This window comes from Streptomyces sp. XH2, assembly GCF_049725035.1.
GTDB lineage: Bacteria > Actinomycetota > Actinomycetes > Streptomycetales > Streptomycetaceae > Streptomyces > Streptomyces roseoverticillatus.
This window is the reverse complement of record NZ_JBMMMZ010000013.1, coordinates 88521-107677: the sequence shown is the minus strand read 5'-3', so window position 1 is coordinate 107677 and position 19157 is coordinate 88521. Positions and strand designations below refer to the sequence as shown.

Here is a 19157-nt window from a genome sequence, read left to right as displayed (position 1 = left end):
GGATCAGGCCCTCCTCAGGGATTCGGCTCCGGCGAGCCCGCCCGCGAGGGGTGTCGGTCGGAGGCGCGAGGGTCGCGCCGCGCGGGTGTGCGGCATGGTCAGGCTCCCGTGCCCGTGGCGAAGAGGACCGCGGCGACGGCCAGGACGACGGCGCCGGCGAACAGGGCGCTCAGGTACGTCTGCACGTTGCCGGTCTGGGCGCGGCGTACGGCCTCGCCGAGCAGGCGGGGTGCGCCGGCCGCGCCCCGCACGTAGGTCTCGACGACCTCGCGGTCGAGGAACCGGGCGAGGCGGGCGGCTGCGCGCGTGGGCCGGACGAACAGGGCGGAGTAGACGGCGTCCAGGTGGAAGCCGGCCGCGGCGTGGCGGTGCAGGGGGCCGAGGAGGGCCCGGCCGGGGTCGGCCGGGTCGGGTGCCGCCGCGATGTCGCCGTAGGCGGCCTCGTGGGTGGCGATGCTCTCCTCCTCGGAGACGTACGGGGCCGCGTCCGGGTCGGCGGCGACGGCGCCGAGGGGGGTGCGGGCGGCGAGCGCGGCGGTGCGGCGCCAGGCCGCGTACATCACGATCGCGCCGGCGAGGGCGCAGCCGGTGGAGAGGACGGAGGTGGTGAGCGTCGGGGTGAGCGATCCGCCGTCGAACCAGTCGGGGAGCTTCCAGGCGGCGAGGCCGAGCGCGAGCGTGGGGACGAACAGGATCCACAGGACGGCGTTCATCGCGGCGGGCTGCTTGCCGTGGCCGGCGGCCTCGGGGCCCGTGCCGCGGAAGGCCATCAGCCACAGGCGGGTGGCGTAGGCGGCCGTGAGGAGCGCCGTGAGGAGCCCCGCGGCGAGGACGAGCCAGCCGGCCGCGCCGGGGATGCCCTCGGCGTCGCCGGAGGCGGCGTGCTCGGCCGCGCCGAGGACGGCTTCCTTGGAGAAGAAGCCGCTGAACGGGGGGATCGCGGCGAGCGCGAGGAGGGCGACGGTCATCGTCCAGTACGCGTCGGGGATGCGCTTGGCGAGGCCGCCCGTGCGGGCCATCGCGGCCAGCGAGTTCGTGCCGGCGGCGTGGATGATCACGCCTGCCCCGAGGAAGAGGAGGGCCTTGAACGCGCCGTGCGAGACCAGGTGGAAGACGGCCGCGCTGCGGTCGCCGACGGCGAGGGCGCCGGTCATGTAGCCGAGCTGGCCGACGGTCGAGTAGGCGAGGACGCGCTTGATGTCGTCCTGGGCGAGGGCCGCGAGGCCCGAGCCGACCATGGTGACGGCGGCCATCACGGCGAGCACGACGAGCGCGGCCGTGGAGGCCGCGAAGAGGGGGAGGAGCCGGGCGACGAAGTAGACGCCGGCCGCGACCATCGTCGCGGCGTGGATCAGCGCGGAGACCGGCGTGGGGCCGGCCATCGCGTCGGGCAGCCACGTGTGCAGCGGGAACTGCGCCGACTTGCCCGCGACGCCCGCCAGGAGCAGCAGCGCGATCAGCGTGGGGTGGTCGATGCCGCCGGAGGTGACGGCGGTGAGGATGCCGTTGATCCGGAACGTTCCGGCGTCGGCGGCCAGCGCGAGGATGCCGATCAGGAAGGGGACGTCGCCGAGCTTGGTGACCAGGAAGGCCTTGAGGGAGGCGCTGCGCGCGGCCTCGGTCTCCCAGTAGTGGCCGACCAGGAAGTACGAGCAGATGCCCATGATCTCCCAGCCGACCAGCAGCACCATGAGGTCGCCCGAGTAGACGACGAGCAGCATGGCCGCGGTGAAGAGGGAGACGAGGGCGGCGTAGGAGGGGTAGCGGGGGTCGTCGCGCAGGTAGGCCGTCGAGTAGAGCTGGACGCAGGTGGCGACGACGCCGACGAGGAGCGCGACGAGGACGGCGAAGCCGTCGAGGTGCAGGGCGAGGTCGACCGGCACGGAGCCGGTCGGGGTGAGCCGGGTGGCGGCGTCGAGCGCGTCCCCGCCGCCCTGCCGCCAGGCGACGACGGCGGCGAGCACGGCCGCGGCGAGCGTCGGCAGGACGGCGAGGGGCCGTACGAAGCCGGGTGCGCGGCGGCCCGTCAGGAGGCCCGCGAGGGCGCCGAGGAACGGCAGCAGGGGGACGAGGACGGCAGTGGTCGTGGTGCTCACGCGGCGGCCTCGGCCTTCTCCTCGCGGTCTGTGCGTTCGGTGTCGGGTCCGGCGTCGGGGGCGTCGTCGCGCAGGTCGCGCAGGCGGTCGACGTCGGCGGTGCCGCGGTTGCGGTGGACCTGCAGCACGATCGCCAGGCCGATGCCGATCTCGGCGGCGGCGATGGCGATGGTGAAGAGGGTGAGGGCCTGGCCCGCGTGCAGCTCGTCGCGCAGCCAGACGTCGAAGGCGACGAGGTTGAGGTTGACGGCGTTGAGCATCAGCTCGACGGACATCAGGACCAGGATCGCGTTGCGCCGGGCCAGGACGCCGTACAGGCCCGTGCAGAAGAGGAGGGCCGCGAGGACGGCCGGGTAGACGAGGTGCATCAGCGCTTCTCCTCCTTGCCTCTCTTGCGGGAGAGGACGATCGCGCCGACGAGCGCGGCGAGCAGCAGCACGGACAGCGCCTCGAAGGGCAGCACCCAGTGCCGGAAGAGGATCTCTCCGGAGACCTTCGTCGTGCCCTGGGGGGCGTCGCCGTCCAGGCCGATCCAGGTCGTGCGGAACGCGTCCACGACCACCCACACGAGGGCGGCCGCCGCGGCCGTGGCGACCCCGAGGGCGGCCCAGCGGTTGCCGGAGTCGGCGTCCGGGGAACGGCCGATGGGGGCCTTGGTGAGCATGAGCCCGAAGAGGAGCAGGACGACCACGGAGCCGACGTAGATCAGGACCTGGACCCAGGCGATGAACTCCGCCGTCAGCAGCAGGTACTCCACGGCGAGCCCGCCGAGGGCGACGACCAGCCAGAGGGCGGCGTGCACGAGCTGCCTGGTCGTGACGGTCACGACGGCCGCGCCGAGGGTGACGAGGCCGACGAGGAGGAAGACGATCTCGACGCCGGCCGGGGAGAGGAAGCCGTGCGCGGCGGTGCGCGCGGCGAGCGTCGCGGTGCCGGTGAGGGTGCCGGTGCCGGTGCCGGTCATGCGTCTCCCTCCTTCTCCTGGGCCTGCTTCTCCTGCTCCTGCTTTTCCTGTTCCGCCTGCGCGGCCAGCTTCTCCGCCGTCTTGCGGGCCGCCGCGATCTCCTTCGGTTCCTCGGCCGCCGGGTCGAGCGCCGGCGGCTCCGGCACGGTCCACATCCACTCGCGGAGCTTGTCGCGCTCGTGGACCAGGTCCTGGATGTCGGTCTCGGCGTACTCGAACTCCGGCGACCAGAACAGCGCGTCGAAGGGACACACCTCGATGCAGATGCCGCAGTACATGCACAGCGAGAAGTCGATCGCGAAGCGGTCGAGGACGTTGCGGCTGCGCTCGCGGCCGCCCGGGGCGGCCGGGGGCACCGTCTCCTTGTGGGAGTCGATGTAGATGCACCAGTCCGGGCACTCGCGGGCGCACAGCATGCAGACCGTGCAGTTCTCCTCGAACAGGCCGATCACGCCGCGCGTGCGGGGCGGGAGCTCGGGCTGGACGTCCGGGTACTGCGCGGTGTGCGCGCGGCGCGTCATCGTGCGGAGCGTGACGGCGAGGCCCTTGGCGAGGCCGGAGCCGGGAATGCCCATTACTGGGTCACCACCTTGACGACGCCCGTCAGCGCGATCTGCGCCAGGGCGAGGGGGATGAGGACGGTCCAGGCCAGCTTCTGCAGCTGGTCCTCGCGCAGGCGCGGGTACGTCACCCGCAGCCAGATCACGACGAAGGCGAGGACCGCCGTCTTCAGCAGCGTCCACACCCAGCCCAGGCCGTCCGCGCCGAACGGGCCGTGCCAGCCGCCGAGGAAGAGGACCGTGGTCAGGCCGCACAGCACGACGATGCCCGCGTACTCCGACAGCAGGAACAGCGCGAAGCGCAGGCCCGTGTACTCGGTGTACGCACCGAAGATGATCTCCGAGTCGGCGACCGGCATGTCGAACGGCGGGCGCTGCAGCTCGGCGAGGCCGGCGACGAAGAAGACCACCGCGCCGACCAGCTGCCACGGCACCCACCACCAGTGGAAGGCGTCCACGATCCCCGGCAGCGAGACCGTGCCCGCCGCCATCGCCACGCTCGCCGCGGCCAGCAGCATCGGCAGCTCGTACGCCATGAGCTGCGCGGCCGTGCGCAGGCCGCCCAGCAGGGAGAACTTGTTGGCCGACGCCCAGCCCGCCATCAGCGAGCCGAGGACTCCGACGCCCATCACGGCGAGGACGAAGAAGATGCCCGCGTCGACGACCTGGCCCACCGCGTTGCCCGGGCCGACCGGGATCGCGACCAGCACGAGGAGGTACGGGAGGAGGGCCACGGCCGGTGCGAGCTGGAAGACGCGGCGGTCCGCGCCCGCCGGGACCACGTCCTCCTTCTGCGCGAACTTCACGCCGTCCGCGACGAGCTGGGCCCAGCCGTGGAAACCGCCGGCGTACATCGGGCCGAGGCGGCCCTGCATGTGGGCCATCACCTTGTGCTCGGTCTGGCCGATGACCAGGGGCAGCACGAGGAAGACGACGAAGACGGCGAGGAGGCGCAGGACGACGTCGAGAGTGTCGCTCATGCGGGGTCGCCTCCGGCGGGGTTGGTGTCGTTCTGGGGTTCGCCGTCTCCGGTCGCGTTTCCGGCTCCGCCGGGAGCGTCAGTGCCCTGGGACTCCGACTCGGCCGGGGCCGCGGCCGGCTCGGCGCCGGGGGCCTCACCGGACGGCGATTCCGGCACCGCCGGACTCCGCCGCTCGGGCTGAGCGCCGTCGCGGCGGGGGGAAGCGGGCGGCTCGGTCGAGTCTTCCGGGGTTCCGGGCTTTTCGGGCTCTTCGTCGAAGGCCGGGCGGGCGTGGTGCCACGGGGCGTCGGAGGAGCCGGCGGCGGCCGGGCGGGCACGCCTCGGGGCGGGCTCCCCCGCCCGGCCGGCGGAGCCGTCCGCCGCGCCGCGGGCCGGGGCCGTGTCTTCGGCCGCCTGGCCGGCCGAACCGTCCGCCGCGCTGCGGGTGCGCCGGGCCGGAGCAGCGGCGCCTTCCGTCCGGCTCGCCGAGCCCTCGGACGCGCTGGGGGTACGGCGCGGTGCCGCGCCGGCCTCCGCCTGGCTGGCCGAACCGTCCGCCGCGCTGCGGGTGCGCCGGGCCGGGGCCGCGCCCTCCGCCTGACTGGCGGAGCCGTCCGCCGCGCTGCGGGCACGACGAACCGGAGCTGCGACCTCCATCTGACTGGCGGAGCCGTCCGCCGCGCTGCGGGCACGACGCGGCGGTGCCGCGGCCTCCGTCTGGCTCGCCGAGCCCTCCGTCGTCGTGCGGGTGCGGCGGACCGGGCGATCGCCCGCTGCCCGGGGGGCGCGGGCGGGGCGGGCCGGGGCCGGGGGGAGCTGGCCCTTGAGGGGGCCCCATTCGTTGGGGTCGGGGACGCCCGGGGGCAGCATCTGGCGGCGCTTGGGGCCGCCGTCCGCCGCCTCGCCCGGCTCCTTCGCGCCCGGCCACGCCTTGGCGACCCGTGCCGCCAGGACGAAGTCCTTGCGCAGCGGGTGGCCCTCGAAGGCGTCGGGGAGGAGGAGCGGGGCCAGGTGCGGGTGGCCCGGGAAGTCGATGCCGAACATCTCGTGGGTCTCGCGCTCGTGCCAGGCGGCACCCGCGTAGACGCCCACGGCGGTGGGCAGCGCCGGCGCCTCGTGCGGCACCGTCGTGCGCAGCAGCAGCCGGCGCGTGCCCGCTCCCCCGCCCGGCAGCGCGGCCAGGTGCGCGCAGACGCGGAAGCCCGTACCGGGCTCGTCCACGGCGCTCAGCCAGTCGAAGAAGGTGCAGCCCAGCCGGTCCCGGGCGGTTTCGAGCGCGGTGATCCACCGCTCGGCCGGGACGTCGACCGTGAGCAGGTCGTACGTCTCCTGCGCCGTCGCGCCTTCGCCGAAGAGCGCGACCGTCCCGCCCGGCAGCCAGCCGACCGCGGTCTCGGGAGCGGATCCGGCGGATTCGGCGGATCCGGCGGATTCGGAGACGGGAGGCTCTTGCGTCGGCTCGCTCATCGGTCCGTCTCCTCCGGCGTGGCCGACGGCGCCGGCGGCGGCGTGACCAGCCCGCTGCGCAGGGCGGCGGCAGAGGCCCCCGTCCCCCCGGCGGAGCCGTACCGCTCGCCGAGCGACTCGCGCGCGATCTTCTCCTGCAGCTTCAGGATGCCCTGGAGCAGCGCTTCCGGCCGCGGCGGGCACCCGGGCACGTACACGTCCACGGGAATGATCTGGTCGACGCCCTTGGTGACGGCGTACGAGTCCCAGTACGGGCCGCCGCAGTTCGAGCAGGCGCCGAAGGAGATCACGTACTTCGGCTCGGGCATCTGCTCGTAGAGCCGCTTCACGGCGGGCGCCATCTTGTCCGTCACCGTGCCGGAGACGATCATGAGGTCGGCCTGCCGGGGCCCGGGCGCGAAGGGGATGACGCCGAGCCGGATGAAGTCGTGCCGCGCCATGGACGCCGCGATGAACTCGATCGCGCAGCAGGCGAGCCCGAAGTTGAAGACCCACAGGCTGTAGCGGCGTCCCCAGTTCAGGACGACCTTCATCGGCTCCGGGGCCAGCCTGGCCAGGGGGCCGAGGCGGCGGGGCTCGGGCAGGTCCACGGGTGTCACGTCCACTCCAGGACGCCCTTCTTCCATGCGTACAACAGGCCCACGGCGAGGAAGCCGAGGAAGATGAACATCTCCACGAGCGTGGCCCCGCCGAAGCCCGGCGCGGCGAACACCGTCGCCCAGGGGAACAGGAAGATCGAGTCCACCGCGAAGATCACGTACAGGAAGGCGTAGACGTAGTAGCGGACCTGGGTGTGGGCCCAGCCCTCGCCGACGGGGTCGACGCCGCACTCGTACGTCAGCAGCTTCTCGGGCGTCGGCACGACGGGCCGCAGCAGCCGCCCGGCCCCGAAGGCCACGGCGACGAAGAGCACGCCGACCACGGCGAGCAGCCCTACCACGGAATAGCTCTGGAAGTAGTCCGCGGCCACGTCCGCCCTCGCTCCCTGTCCCGCGTGTTCGACGTTCTGTACGCACGGGAGTCTAGGCCCTGGTGGGGTTATCCCCACCCTTCCCCACCCACGGCCCCCATGGCGGGGGCCCGTACCGGCCGTGCAGGCTTGGGGGTATGACCGCCAGCAGTGCCGCGAAAAGCACGTCGAGCAACACCGGAACCATCAGAGGTGACAAAAAGTATACAAACACCTCTTACTCGGATGATTCCGGCGACGGCGACGGTCAGCTCCCTCCTCTCCCTCCGGCCCGCTTCGCCTTCGACGCCCGGACGTGGAAGGAGGTCGCGCACCTCCTGCTCAACCTGCCGGAGGCGCTCCTCGGCTTCGTGTACGTGTCGGTGTGGCTCTACGCAGGCGTCCTGTCGTCCCTCACGGTCATCGGCCTGCCGCTGCTGGCGCTCGGCCTGACGGGAGCGCGGGCGCTGGGCCGCGTCGAGCGGCGGCGGGCGCGGGCGCTGCTGGGCCTGCACGTCGAGGAGCCGAGCCCGCTCGCGCGGCAGCGGCGCAGCCACGGCTTCTTCCCCTGGATGTGGTCGGCGCTGAAGGACCCGGTCGGCTGGCGCACCACCCTCTACGGCTTCATCCGGCTGCCCTGGGGCGTCCTGACCTTCGCGCTCACCCTGTGCCTGCTCCTCGTCGGCTGGCCGTTCCTCGGTTTCGCCGCGCGCGGCATGACGAACCTGGACCGCGCCATGGTGCGCGGCCTGCTCAGCCCGTCCAGCGAGCTGGAGCGGCGGATCGCGGAGCTGGAGCAGGACCGCGGGGTGGTCGTGGACACGGCGGCCGCCGACCTGCGCCGCATCGAGCGCGACCTCCACGACGGCGCCCAGGCCCGCCTCGTCGCCCTGGCGATGGGGCTGGGCCTGGCGAAGGAGAAGGTCCTGGAGGACCCGGAGGCGGCGGCGCGCATGGTCGACGAGGCGCACGGCGAAGTGAAGCTCGCCCTGCAGGAACTGCGCGACCTGGCCCGCGGCATCCACCCGGCGGTGCTGACGGACCGCGGCCTGGACGCCGCGCTGTCGTCGGTCGCGGCGCGCTGCACCGTGCCGGTGTCGGTCTCGGTCGACCTGGACGAGCGCCCGGCGCCGGCAATCGAGGGCATCGCGTACTTCACGGTCTCCGAGCTGCTGCAGAACGTCAGCAAGCACAGCCGGGCGCGGACGGCCGAGGTCGAGCTGTGGCGCAAGGGCCGGCGGCTGCTCATCCAGGTGCGCGACGACGGCCGGGGCGGGGCGTCGACGGCCTCGGGCAGCGGGCTGGCCGGGCTCGCGGAGCGGCTGGGCTCGGTGGACGGCCTCTTCGCGGTGGAGTCCCCGGCCGGCGGGCCGACGATCGTCACGGCGGAACTGCCGTGGCGCGACCGGGCCGCGGGCTAGGCGGCTGCCGGCCCCTCCGCGGGGGGCGGGCTGTTCGGCACCGCCGGTTCGCCACATCGTGGTTCCGCGCCGTTGCAGCGGAAGAGAAGTGCCCGCCGCGCGGAATCGCCTGGGCCCCTGCCCGGCGGGCGGGGGTAGGGACAACCCCACCTCCCGGACACCGACTCCCACCATGGCCCGGGCCTGTCCGCTCCGCGAGCCTTGACGTACGGAAATCACCGCGACCAGCGACCGGCGACCAGCGACCAGGGAGAGACCACCGTCATGGCCATGGACTACGGGCGGGCGGCGCATCACGACGCACGCCGCCCCCACCGCGTGCCCGCCGTGCTGCGCGCGCCCTTGGAGGCCCGCACCTGGCGCGAGTTCCTCCACCACCTGCTCAGCCTGCCGATCGCGGTCGTCGCCTTCTCCTTCGCGGTGACGATGACGGCGGCCGGCGTCGGCATGCTGATCACCTTCGTGGGCGTGCCGGTGCTGGCCGCGGGGCTCGTCGGCGTACGGGCACTGGGGGCGATCGAGCGCGCCCGCGCCCGGGTCCTGCTCGGCATGGAGATCAGCGAGCCGGAGCCCGTGCGCGCGCGGAACGGGCGGCGCGGGCTCCTGCCGTGGACCGGGGCGCTGCTCAAGAGCGGCGTGTCGTGGCGGCACATGCTCTACGCGGTGCTGCACCTGCCGTGGGCCGTCGCGACGTTCACGATCTCGCTCGTGACGTGGTCCGTCGGCTGGACGCTGTTCCTCTACCCGGCCTACTCGTGGATGTACCCGACGTGGTGGGGCCAGCCCGGCATGCAGCTCGGCGGCGACTCCGTGCACGGCGCGGGCATCTACGTCGACAACCCGTTCGAGATCGCCGTGACCTGCGGCGTCGGCCTGCTCGTCGTGCTGGCCACCCCGTGGGTGATCCGCGGCCTCGCGTACGGCGACCGGCTGCTGGTGGCCGGACTGCTCGGCCCCTCGCGGCTCGCCGAGCGGGTGTGGGAGCTGGAGGAGGACCGCGGCGTGGTCGTGGACACGGCCGCCGCCGACCTGCGCCGCATCGAGCGCGACCTCCACGACGGCGCCCAGGCCCGCCTCGTCGCCCTCGCCATGGACCTCGGCCTCGCCAAGGAGAAGCTGGAGGAGGACCCGGAGGCGGCGGCCCGCATGGTCGACGAGGCGCACGGCGAAGTGAAGCTCGCCCTGCAGGAACTGCGCGACCTGGCCCGCGGCATCCACCCGGCGATCCTCACCGACCGGGGCCTCGGCCCGGCCCTGTCCGCGCTGGCCGCCCGCTGCACGGTCCCGGTGCAGGCCGAGGTGGACCTGCCGGCCCGCCCGGCGGCGGCGATCGAGGGCATCGCGTACTTCACGGTCTCCGAGCTGCTGCAGAACATCAGCAAGCACAGCGAGGCGCGGAGCGCGCGGGTGGACGTGTGGCGCTCGGCGGACCGGCTGATGCTGCAGGTGTGGGACGACGGCAAGGGCGGTGCGTCGACGGCCGGCGGCAGCGGGCTGGCCGGGCTCGCGGAGCGGCTGGGCTCGGTGGACGGCCTGCTGGTGGTCCACTCCCCCGAGGGCGGGCCGACGACGGTGACGGCGGAGCTGCCGTGGCGCGGTTAGCGCTGCGCTCCGGCTCGGGGCACCGGCGCAACGGTCCGGGGCCGGTTCGGCACCGCCGGGCACCCCGGTGGGGGCCGGGCGCCGTCGCGGCGGAGGGATTGCCGCGAGGGCGACGGGGGGAGAGCCCGCCCCCGGGGCCCGGGCCCCGGCCCCCGCTTGCCGCAGGCAAGAAAAGTCCGCCGCAACGGCGATAAGCCACAACGGCGCGTTCCGGCGGCGCCGGACGTCGTCAAGCCGTACGCCCCCCGCCCGTGACATCCTGATGTCCGTCATACGTCGCCGGACGGGGGAGCCACACGCCGTGGAGGACAGGGTACGAGTCGTCATCGCCGAGGATTCGGTGCTCCTCCGGGAGGGTCTGACCCGGCTGCTGACCGACCGGGGCCACGACGTCGTGGCCGGTGTCGGCGACGGCGAGGCGCTGATCAAGGCCGTCCGCGAGCTCGCGGCCCAGGGGGCGCGGGCGGCCGGGGGGGGGGCGGGCGTCCCCATGCCGCCCACCCATACGGACGAGGGCGTGCGCGCCGCGGTGGAGCTGCGCCGCCGTCATCCGGGGCTGGGCGTGCTGGTCCTGTCGCAGTACGTGGAGGAGCAGTACGCGACGGAGCTGCTGGCCGGCAGCAGCACGGGCGTGGGCTACCTGCTCAAGGACCGGGTGGCCGAGGTCCGCGAGTTCGTGGACGCGGTGGTGCGGGTGGCGCGCGGCGGCACCGCGCTGGACCCCGAGGTCGTCGCCCAGCTGCTGGGCCGCAGCCGGAAGCAGGACGTGCTCGCGGGGCTCACTCCGCGCGAGCGCGAGGTGCTCGGGCTGATGGCCGAGGGGCGCACGAACTCGGCCGTCGCCAAGCAGCTGGTGGTGAGCGACGGAGCGGTCGAGAAGCACGTCAGCAACATCTTCATGAAACTTGGGCTTTCCCCTAGTGATGGGGATCACCGGCGGGTGCTGGCCGTGCTGACCTACCTCCGCTCCTGATCGACTGACGCCGCCTCAATATGGGAGAGCCGCCCTGGTGGGAGGGGGTCGGCCGCCGGGAGACCTAGCACGAAAGACCTAGCACGGGCGGGCCCGCGGGGCAGCGTTCACGGGACCGCCAAACCCTCCCGTACCGGGACAAGTGGAAGCCTCATCCTCCGCTTCTTCTTGTGATCCATCCGGGGTAGGCAGGCCTTACCCACGTACGATGGCGTGGGTAAGCCGGTCGGGCACCACCGAGTGCGCGCCGCCGCCAGAGGGAGGTCCGAAGCAGTGACCAGCCAGGTCAGCAGCCCGGCCGAACAGGCCGTACCAGCCGAGCAGCCGAGCGGGGCCGCGGCCCCGTCGCCCGTGGACTCCGGTCCGCCGTCGGCGAAGGAGGTGCGGCGGCTGGACAGGGTGATCATCCGGTTCGCGGGTGACTCCGGGGACGGCATGCAGCTGACGGGTGACCGTTTCACTTCCGAGACCGCCTCGTTCGGCAACGACCTCTCCACGCTGCCGAACTTCCCCGCCGAGATCCGCGCCCCCGCCGGCACGCTCCCGGGCGTCTCCTCGTTCCAGCTGCACTTCGCCGACCACGACATCCTCACCCCGGGCGACGCCCCCGACGTGCTGGTGGCGATGAACCCGGCCGCGCTGAAGGCCAACCTCGCGGACGTGCCGCGCGGCGGCGAGATCATCGTCAACACCGACGAGTTCGCCAAACGCGCCATGGCCAAGGTCGGCTGGGCCACCAGCCCGCTGGAGGACGGCACCCTCGACGCCTACCACGTCCACCCCGTGCCGCTGACCACGCTGACCATCGAGGCGCTGAAGGACTACGGGCTCTCCCGCAAGGAAGCCGAGCGCAGCAAGAACATGTTCGCGCTGGGCCTGCTGTCGTGGATGTACCACCGCCCGACGCAGAACACCGAGGACTTCCTGCGGAAGAAGTTCGCGAAGAAGCCGGAGATCGCCGAGGCGAACGTGACGGCCTTCCGGGCCGGCTGGAACTTCGGCGAGACGACCGAGGACTTCGCCGTCTCCTACGAAGTCGCCCCGGCCACAGCCGCGTTCCCCGCCGGCACCTACCGCAACATCTCCGGCAACCTGGCCCTGTCGTACGGCCTGATCGCCGCCGCCCGGCAGGCGGACCTGCCGCTGTACCTGGGCTCGTACCCGATCACGCCGGCCTCGGACATCCTGCACGAGCTGTCGAAGCACAAGAACTTCGGCGTGCGCACGTTCCAGGCCGAGGACGAGATCGCCGGCATCGGGGCGGCGCTGGGCGCGGCCTTCGGCGGCGCGCTGGCCGTCACCACGACCTCCGGCCCCGGCGTGGCGCTGAAGTCGGAGACGATCGGCCTCGCGGTGTCGCTGGAGCTGCCGCTGCTGATCGTCGACATCCAGCGCGGCGGCCCGTCCACCGGTCTGCCGACGAAGACCGAGCAGGCGGACCTGCTGCAGGCGATGTACGGGCGCAACGGCGAGGCGCCGGTGCCGATCGTGGCGCCGAAGACGCCCGCGGACTGCTTCGACGCCGCCCTCGACGCGGCGCGCATCGCGCTGACCTACCGCACGCCGGTGTTCCTGCTCTCCGACGGCTACCTGGCCAACGGCTCCGAGCCGTGGCGGGTCCCCGAGCCGGACGAACTACCCGACCTGCGCACGCAGTTCGCCACCGGTCCGAACCACACCCTGGCCGACGGCACCGAGGTGTTCTGGCCCTACAAGCGCGACCCGCAGACGCTGGCCCGGCCGTGGGCCGTGCCGGGCACGCCGGGGCTGGAGCACCGCATCGGCGGCATCGAGAAGCAGGACGGCACGGGCAACATCTCCTACGACCCGGCCAACCACGACTTCATGGTCCGCACCCGCCAGGCCAAGACCGACGGCGTCACCGTGCCGGAGCTGACCGTCGACGACCCGTCGGGCACGGCCCGCACCCTCGTCCTGGGCTGGGGATCGACCTACGGGCCGATCACCGCCGCGGTCCGCCGGGTGCGCGCCGCGGGCGACGAGATCGCCCAGGCCCACCTGCGTCACCTCAACCCCTTCCCCGCCAACCTCGGCGAGGTGCTGGGGCGCTACGAGAAGGTCGTGGTGCCGGAGATGAACCTCGGCCAGCTCGCCACCCTCCTGCGGGCCCGCCATCTGGTCGACGTCCGCTCCCACACCCAGGTCAGCGGCATGCCCTTCAAGGCCGCCCAGCTTGCAGACGTGCTCAAGGAGGCCATCGATGACTGAGGCACTGAAGCTGGTGCCCAAGGCCGAAGCCCAGCAGACGATGAAGGACTTCAAGTCCGACCAGGAAGTGCGCTGGTGCCCCGGCTGCGGCGACTACGCCATCCTGGCCGCCGTCCAGGGCTTCATGCCCGAACTCGGCCTGGCCAAGGAGAACATCGTCTTCGTCTCCGGCATCGGCTGCTCCTCCCGCTTCCCGTACTACATGAACACGTACGGGATGCACTCCATCCACGGCCGCGCCCCCGCCATCGCCACGGGCCTGGCCACCAGCCGCCGCGACCTGTCGGTCTGGGTCGTCACCGGTGACGGCGACGCCCTGTCCATCGGCGGCAACCACCTCATCCACGCCCTCCGGCGCAACGTCAACCTCAAGATCCTGCTGTTCAACAACCGGATCTACGGCCTCACCAAGGGCCAGTACTCGCCGACGTCGGAGACCGGGAAGATCACCAAGTCCACGCCCATGGGCTCCCTGGACGCGCCCTTCAACCCCGTCTCGCTCGCCATCGGCGCCGAAGCGTCCTTCGTGGCGCGGACGGTGGACTCCGACCGCAAGCACCTGACCGAGGTCCTGCGGCAGGCGGCCGAGCACCCCGGCACGGCGCTCGTGGAGATCTACCAGAACTGCAACATCTTCAACGACGGCGCCTTCGAGCCCCTCAAGGACCGTGACCAGGCCAAGGAAGCGGTCATCCGCCTCGAACACGGGCAGCCCATCCGCTTCGGCGCGGAGAACGACAAGGGCGTCGTCCGCGACCGGGCCACCGGCGACCTGAAGGTCGTCGCCGTCACCCCCGAGAACGAGGGCGACATCCTCGTCCACGACGCGCACGCCGCGTCGCCGACGACCGCCTTCGCGCTCTCCCGCCTCGCCGACCCCGACACCCTGCACCAGACCCCCATCGGCGTCTTCCGCAGCGTCGACCGGCCCGTCTACGACACCCAGATGGCCGACCAGCTCGAAGCCGCCATCGAGCAGAAGGGCAAGGGGGACCTCGGCGCCCTCCTCGCCGGCAACGACACCTGGACGGTAGTCGGCTAGCCGCGCCCCACGCACTTTCACCGCACGCCGGACGGGCTGACGATTCAGCCCGTCCGGCGTTTTGCGCGCCCCGGACCCGGGGCGTCTCATCGCCGGACGCCGGGGCAACCGCTCTCATATGGGTATGGCCGACCCCGAAGTCACGCCCCCGCCCGCCGTCCGCGACCGGCTCGCCTACCGCGTGAAGTGCCGGCTGCTCGGGCCGCCGCTCGTCACCGAACAGCTCTCCCACGAGAAGCTCGGCAACCCCCTGGCGCTCGGGGTGCTGGCCTCCGACTGCATCTCCTCCACCGCGTACGGCAGCGAGGAGATGCTGCGCATCCTCGTACCCGTCGTCGGAGCCGCCGCGTTCACCCTGCTCATGCCCGTGACCGGCGCGATCCTGCTCGTCCTGCTGCTGTTGACGCTCTCGTACCGCGACGTCGTGTCCGTGTACACGCGCGCGGGCGGCTCGTACGTCGTCGCCCGCGAGAACTTCGGGCCGCGCGTCGCCCAGATCGCCGCCGTCGCGCTGCTCGTCGACTACATCGTCACCGTCGCCGTGCAGACCGCGGCCGGCACGGACGCGCTGATCTCCCTGGCCCACCTCACGGGCGACGGCTACACCGGCCTCGACCACCTCAAGCTCCCCATCACCACCGGGATCGTGGTGCTGCTGATGTACGGGAATCTGCGCGGGATCCGCGAGGCGGGGCGGACGTTCGCGGCGCCCGCGTACCTGTTCATGCTCGCCGTCGCGCTGATGCTCGTCGTCGGCCTCGTCCGGGCCCTCGACGGCGGGCTGCCGCACGCCGACCTGCACGCCGGCGGGGTCGTACCGCTCGGCCAGGCGCAGAGCGGCTGGCTCTACGGCGCCTCGCTGTTCATGGTGCTGCGCGCCTTCGCCAACGGCGGCTCCTCGCTGACCGGCCTGGAGGCCATCTCCAACAGCGTCTCCGTCTTCCGCAGCCCCCAGGGCGTCAACGCGCGGCGGACGCTGACCGTCATGAGCTGCGTCCTCGGCACCATGGTGCTGGGCGTCTCCGCCCTCGCCCACTTCACCCACGCCGTCCCGTACACGGACGGCAACCCGACCGTCATCGCCCAGGAGGCCGACCTCGTCTTCGGCAGCGGCTGGGCGGGCACGGCCGGGCTCGTGTACGTCCAGCTCGCGACCGCGCTCATCCTCTACACGGGCGCGAACACGCCCTTCACCGGCTTCCCCTTCCTCGCCAGCTTCGTCGCCGAGGACCGCTTCCTGCCCCGCAAGCTGATGCGGCGCGGACACCGGCTCGCCTTCTCCAGCGGCATCATCGCGCTCACCGTCGTCGCGCTCGCCCTGCTCCTCGTCACGGGCGCGAACGTCGACAAGCTCGTCGCCCTCTACGCGATCGGCGTCTTCACCGGCTTCACGATGGCCGCCGCCGGGATGACGGCCCACTACTGGCGGCGGCGCGAGAGCCACTGGAAGACCGGGGTGAACCTCGCGGCCGCCGTCGTCTCGGCCCTCGTCGTCGTGATCTTCGCGATCACCAAGTTCACCGAGGGCGCGTGGCTGGTCGTGGTGGTCTTCCCGCTCGGGGTCTGGGCGCTCATCCGCATCAACCGCGAATACCGGGAAGAGGCCGCGGCGCTGGAGGAGATGACGCCGTTCGACGACGAACCGCGGTGGCGGCGGCACTTCGTGTACGTCCTGGTCGACGTCCTCGACCTCGCCACGGTCAAGGCGCTGCGGTACGCGCACGAGCTGCGGCCGGACGAGGTGCGGGCCGTGCACTTTGCCATCGACGAGACGCGGGCGCGGCGGCTCGCGGCACGGTGGGAGGAACTGCCGGGCACGAACGTGCCGCTGGAGCTCGTCGAATGCCCGGACCGGCGGCTGCGGCACGCGGTCGCGGGGCTCGCCTCACGCGTCACGGCCGACGGGACGACGGCCCTGACGCTCCTCGTCCCCCGCCGCACGTACGCCCGCCCGCTCGGCGCGCTCCTCCACACGGACTCGGGTGACGAACTCGCGAAGACGCTGCAGCGGCTGCCGAACGTGGCGGTGACGGTGGTGCCGTTCGATGTGACGGTGGCGATGGAGAGGCTGCGGGCGCGTAGGGCCTGAGCGGCACCGGCACCGCCGGACCGGTCGACGGTGGTTGCGCACCGGCGGCGGTCAGCCCACCGCTACGTGCCCGGCGGTGCCGAACCCTCCTCGGCTACCTTCACAAGGACGACGACCTTGGAGGGGACATGCCCACACCACCCGCACCGCCGCCCCGCAGCGAAAGCCGAAAAGGCCTGCTCTGCGCCTTCGCCGCCTACGGGCTGTGGGGCCTCTTCCCCCTCTACTGGCCGCTGCTCGACCCCGCCGGCCCCGCCGAGATCCTCGCCCACCGCATGGTGTGGTCCCTGGCCGCCGTGGTGGCCGTGCTCGCCGTGACCCGCCGCTGGGCGTGGATACGCCCGCTGCTCCGGCAGCCCAAGCGCCTCGGCCTGATCGTCCTGTGCGCCGCCACGATCTCGGTGAACTGGGGGGTGTACATCTGGGGCGTCAATTCCGGGCACGTCGTGGAGACGTCGCTGGGCTATTTCATCAACCCCCTGGTGAGCATCGCGCTCGGCGTGGCCGTCCTGCGGGAACGGCTGCGGCCCGTGCAGTGGGCGGCGGTCGGCGTCGGCGCGGCCGCCGTGCTCGTGCTGTCGCTGGCGTACGGGCGGCTGCCGTGGATCGCGCTGGTGCTCGCGGCGTCGTTCGGCACGTACAGCCTGGTCAAGAAGCAGGTGGGGCTGGACGGGCTGGAGTCGATGGCGGCGGAGACGGCCGTGCAGTTCTTGCCCGCCGCGGGGTTCCTGGTGTTCCTGGGGGTGACGGGGCGCAGCACGTTCCTGTCCGCGGGCGCGGGGCACACGGCGCTGCTGATGTGCTCGGGGGCGATCACCGCACTGCCGCTCATCCTCTTCGGCGCGGCCGCGGTGCGGCTGCCGTTGTCGGTGGTGGGGATGGTGCAGTACCTCGCGCCGACGTTCCAGTTCGTGCTGGGTCTGCTGGTGTTCCGCGAGGGGATGCCGCCGGAGCGCTGGGCCGGCTTCGCGCTGGTGTGGCTCGCCCTGGCGCTGCTGACGTGGGACGCGCTGCGGACGGCGCGGCGCGGGCGGGCGGAGCTGCGGGAGGCGGAGGCCCGGGCCCGTACGACCGGCGCCACGGCCGCTGCCACGGTCGGGGGCGCGACCGGTGCCACGACCGGGGGCGCGACCACGGGCAAGAGCTTTAACACAGAAGTCACATCAGCCTCAGAGACACCAGAAGTCACAGCTCAGGGCCAGTAACCAGCCGCCCGATATCCGGAAACCGGCGTCCCGTGTCCGGAATCCGCCCTTGACGCTCCATCAGGCCGCCCCCAACATCATGGCCACGTCAAAAGGAGTTGGGAGCCCCCCATGCCTGAACTCAACGGACCAACCCTGCCCACCCACCCGCCGAGATCCGCGGGCCGCACCCGCCCGGCCGGCCTGCTGGCCACCGGCGCCGCGCTCGCGGCCACCCTGCTCGGCGTCGCCGCCGGCCCGGCCCTGGCGGTCCCCACCACCGCCGCGGCCCGGCCCGCCGTCGCCGCCGGACCCGACATCCCCGTCGCCAACGTCAAGGCCCACCTCGCCCAACTGCAGTCCATAGCCACCGCCAACGGCGGCAACCGCGCGCACGGCCGCAGCGGCTACAAGGCCTCGATCGACTACGTGAAGGGCAAGCTCGACGCCGCCGGGTTCACCACCACCGTGCAGCAGTTCACCACCGGCGGCGCCACCGGCTACAACCTCGTCGCCGACTGGCCCGGCGGCGACGCGGACCACGTCGTCTTCGCCGGGGCCCACCTGGACTCCGTCTCCGCCGGGCCGGGCATCAACGACAACGGCTCCGGTTCGGCCGGCGTCCTCGAAACCGCGCTCGCCGTCGCCCGCGAGGGCTACAAGCCCGCCAAGCACCTGCGGTTCGGCTGGTGGGGCGCGGAGGAGCTCGGCATGCGCGGGTCGAGCTACTACGTCAACCAGCTGCCGGCCGGCGAGCGCGGCAAGATCGACGCGTACCTGAACTTCGACATGATCGGCTCGCCGAACCCGGGCTACTTCGTCTACGGCTACGACCAGAACCTCAAGGCCCTCTTCGAGAACTGGTTCGCCGCGAAGAACATCGCCACCGAGATCGACACCGAGGGCGACGGCCGCTCCGACCACGCGCCCTTCCAGAACGCCGGCATCCCCGTCGGCGGCCTCTTCAGCGGCGCCGACTACCGCAAGACCGCGGCCCAGGCCCAGCAGTGGGGCGGCACCGCGGGCCAGCCCTTCGACCGCTGCTACCACTCGTCGTGCGACACGTCGGCGAACATCAACGACAAGGCGCTCGACACCAACACCGACGCGATCGCGAGCGCGGTGTGGACGCTGAGCGGCGGCACCACCAACCCGCCGCAGGGGAAGGTCTTCGAGAGCAAGAGCCCGCTCCCGATCCCCGACGCGGGTGCGGCCGTCGAGTCGCCCGTGACGGTCTCCGGGCTGACGGGCAACGCGCCGTCCGCCCTCAAGGTCTCCGTCGACATCACGCACACCTACCGCGGTGACCTGGTCGTCGACCTCGTCGGGCCGAGCGGGCGCGCGTACCGGCTGAAGGACTCCAGCGGCAGCGACGCCGCGGACGACGTCATCGCCACGTACACCGTGGACGCCTCCGGGGAGACCGCGAACGGGACGTGGAAGCTCCGCGTCCAGGACATCGCCGCGCAGGACACCGGCCGGATCAACGGCTGGAAGCTCGCCTTCTAGACCTCTCCTTCCGGACCACAATCCGGAATCCGGACCACTGAGGGCACAACCCCGCAGCGGGGCCGGGGGGCCGGGGCCCGCCCCCCCCGCCCCCCCCCCGTAGGGGGCCGG

General features: G+C 72.8%; 16 protein-coding genes. 8 read left to right on the top strand and 8 right to left on the bottom strand.

Annotated elements, in window-relative coordinates:
• Positions 1-98: 98 nt before the first annotated feature.
• From ACOTKD_RS25965 to ACOTKD_RS25930, 8 genes are read right to left on the bottom strand one after another with little or no spacing between them, the layout of a single operon-like run.
• Entirely contained in the window at positions 99-2096 is a 1998-nt protein-coding gene (locus ACOTKD_RS25965; protein WP_424891431.1) for an NADH-quinone oxidoreductase subunit L, read from the bottom strand.
• Entirely contained in the window at positions 2093-2464 is a 372-nt protein-coding gene (nuoK, locus tag ACOTKD_RS25960) for an NADH-quinone oxidoreductase subunit NuoK (RefSeq protein ID WP_424891430.1), read from the bottom strand. The genes ACOTKD_RS25965 and nuoK overlap by 4 nt, the downstream gene beginning before the upstream one ends.
• Entirely contained in the window at positions 2464-3060 is a 597-nt protein-coding gene (locus ACOTKD_RS25955) for an NADH-quinone oxidoreductase subunit J (protein WP_424891429.1), read from the bottom strand. Before ACOTKD_RS25955 ends, nuoK begins: the two co-directional genes overlap by 1 nt.
• Positions 3057-3635, bottom strand: a complete 579-nt coding sequence (locus ACOTKD_RS25950; RefSeq protein WP_424891428.1) for a NuoI/complex I 23 kDa subunit family protein — start codon at positions 3633-3635, stop codon at positions 3057-3059. Before ACOTKD_RS25950 ends, ACOTKD_RS25955 begins: the two co-directional genes overlap by 4 nt.
• Entirely contained in the window at positions 3635-4600 is a 966-nt protein-coding gene (locus tag ACOTKD_RS25945) for a complex I subunit 1/NuoH family protein (RefSeq protein ID WP_424891427.1), read from the bottom strand. The genes ACOTKD_RS25950 and ACOTKD_RS25945 overlap by 1 nt, the downstream gene beginning before the upstream one ends.
• Positions 4597-6048 carry an NADH-quinone oxidoreductase subunit C gene (locus ACOTKD_RS25940; RefSeq protein ID WP_424891426.1) on the bottom strand — a complete coding sequence of 484 codons (1452 nt, stop codon included), beginning with the start codon at positions 6046-6048 and terminating at the stop codon, positions 4597-4599. The genes ACOTKD_RS25945 and ACOTKD_RS25940 overlap by 4 nt, the downstream gene beginning before the upstream one ends.
• On the bottom strand, positions 6045-6674 hold the full coding sequence (nuoB, locus tag ACOTKD_RS25935) for an NADH-quinone oxidoreductase subunit NuoB (protein ID WP_424891425.1): 630 nt from the start codon (positions 6672-6674) through the stop codon (positions 6045-6047). The genes ACOTKD_RS25940 and nuoB overlap by 4 nt, the downstream gene beginning before the upstream one ends.
• Positions 6644-7018 (bottom strand): NADH-quinone oxidoreductase subunit A, encoded by a 375-nt coding sequence (locus tag ACOTKD_RS25930; RefSeq protein ID WP_424891424.1) that lies wholly within the window; start codon positions 7016-7018, stop codon positions 6644-6646. The genes nuoB and ACOTKD_RS25930 overlap by 31 nt, the downstream gene beginning before the upstream one ends.
• Positions 7019-7155: 137 nt before the next feature.
• On the opposite strand from ACOTKD_RS25930, the gene ACOTKD_RS25925 reads away from it, so the two are divergent.
• From ACOTKD_RS25925 to ACOTKD_RS25890, 8 genes are all read left to right on the top strand, one after another.
• Positions 7156-8418: a sensor histidine kinase gene (locus tag ACOTKD_RS25925; protein ID WP_424891423.1), complete on the top strand. Its 1263-nt coding sequence runs from the start codon at positions 7156-7158 to the stop codon at positions 8416-8418.
• A gap of 264 nt (positions 8419-8682) precedes the next feature.
• On the top strand, positions 8683-10020 hold the full coding sequence (locus ACOTKD_RS25920) for a sensor histidine kinase (protein WP_424891590.1): 1338 nt from the start codon (positions 8683-8685) through the stop codon (positions 10018-10020).
• A 262-nt stretch (positions 10021-10282) separates the two neighbouring features.
• Positions 10283-10993, top strand: a complete 711-nt coding sequence (locus ACOTKD_RS25915; RefSeq protein ID WP_424891422.1) for a LuxR C-terminal-related transcriptional regulator — start codon at positions 10283-10285, stop codon at positions 10991-10993.
• A 273-nt stretch (positions 10994-11266) separates the two neighbouring features.
• Positions 11267-13222, top strand: a complete 1956-nt coding sequence (locus tag ACOTKD_RS25910; protein ID WP_424891421.1) for a 2-oxoacid:acceptor oxidoreductase subunit alpha — start codon at positions 11267-11269, stop codon at positions 13220-13222.
• On the top strand, positions 13215-14264 hold the full coding sequence (locus tag ACOTKD_RS25905) for a 2-oxoacid:ferredoxin oxidoreductase subunit beta (protein WP_424891420.1): 1050 nt from the start codon (positions 13215-13217) through the stop codon (positions 14262-14264). The genes ACOTKD_RS25910 and ACOTKD_RS25905 overlap by 8 nt, the downstream gene beginning before the upstream one ends.
• Before the next feature lie 124 nt (positions 14265-14388).
• Positions 14389-16353, top strand: coding sequence for an APC family permease (locus ACOTKD_RS25900; protein WP_424891419.1), 1965 nt, complete (start codon positions 14389-14391; stop codon positions 16351-16353).
• A 128-nt stretch (positions 16354-16481) separates the two neighbouring features.
• A complete protein-coding gene (gene rarD, locus ACOTKD_RS25895) occupies positions 16482-17558 on the top strand; it encodes an EamA family transporter RarD (protein WP_424891418.1) in 1077 nt (358 codons plus the stop codon).
• A 111-nt stretch (positions 17559-17669) separates the two neighbouring features.
• Positions 17670-19046: a M28 family metallopeptidase gene (locus ACOTKD_RS25890; protein ID WP_424891417.1), complete on the top strand. Its 1377-nt coding sequence runs from the start codon at positions 17670-17672 to the stop codon at positions 19044-19046.
• The last annotated feature ends 111 nt before the right edge of the window (positions 19047-19157 follow it).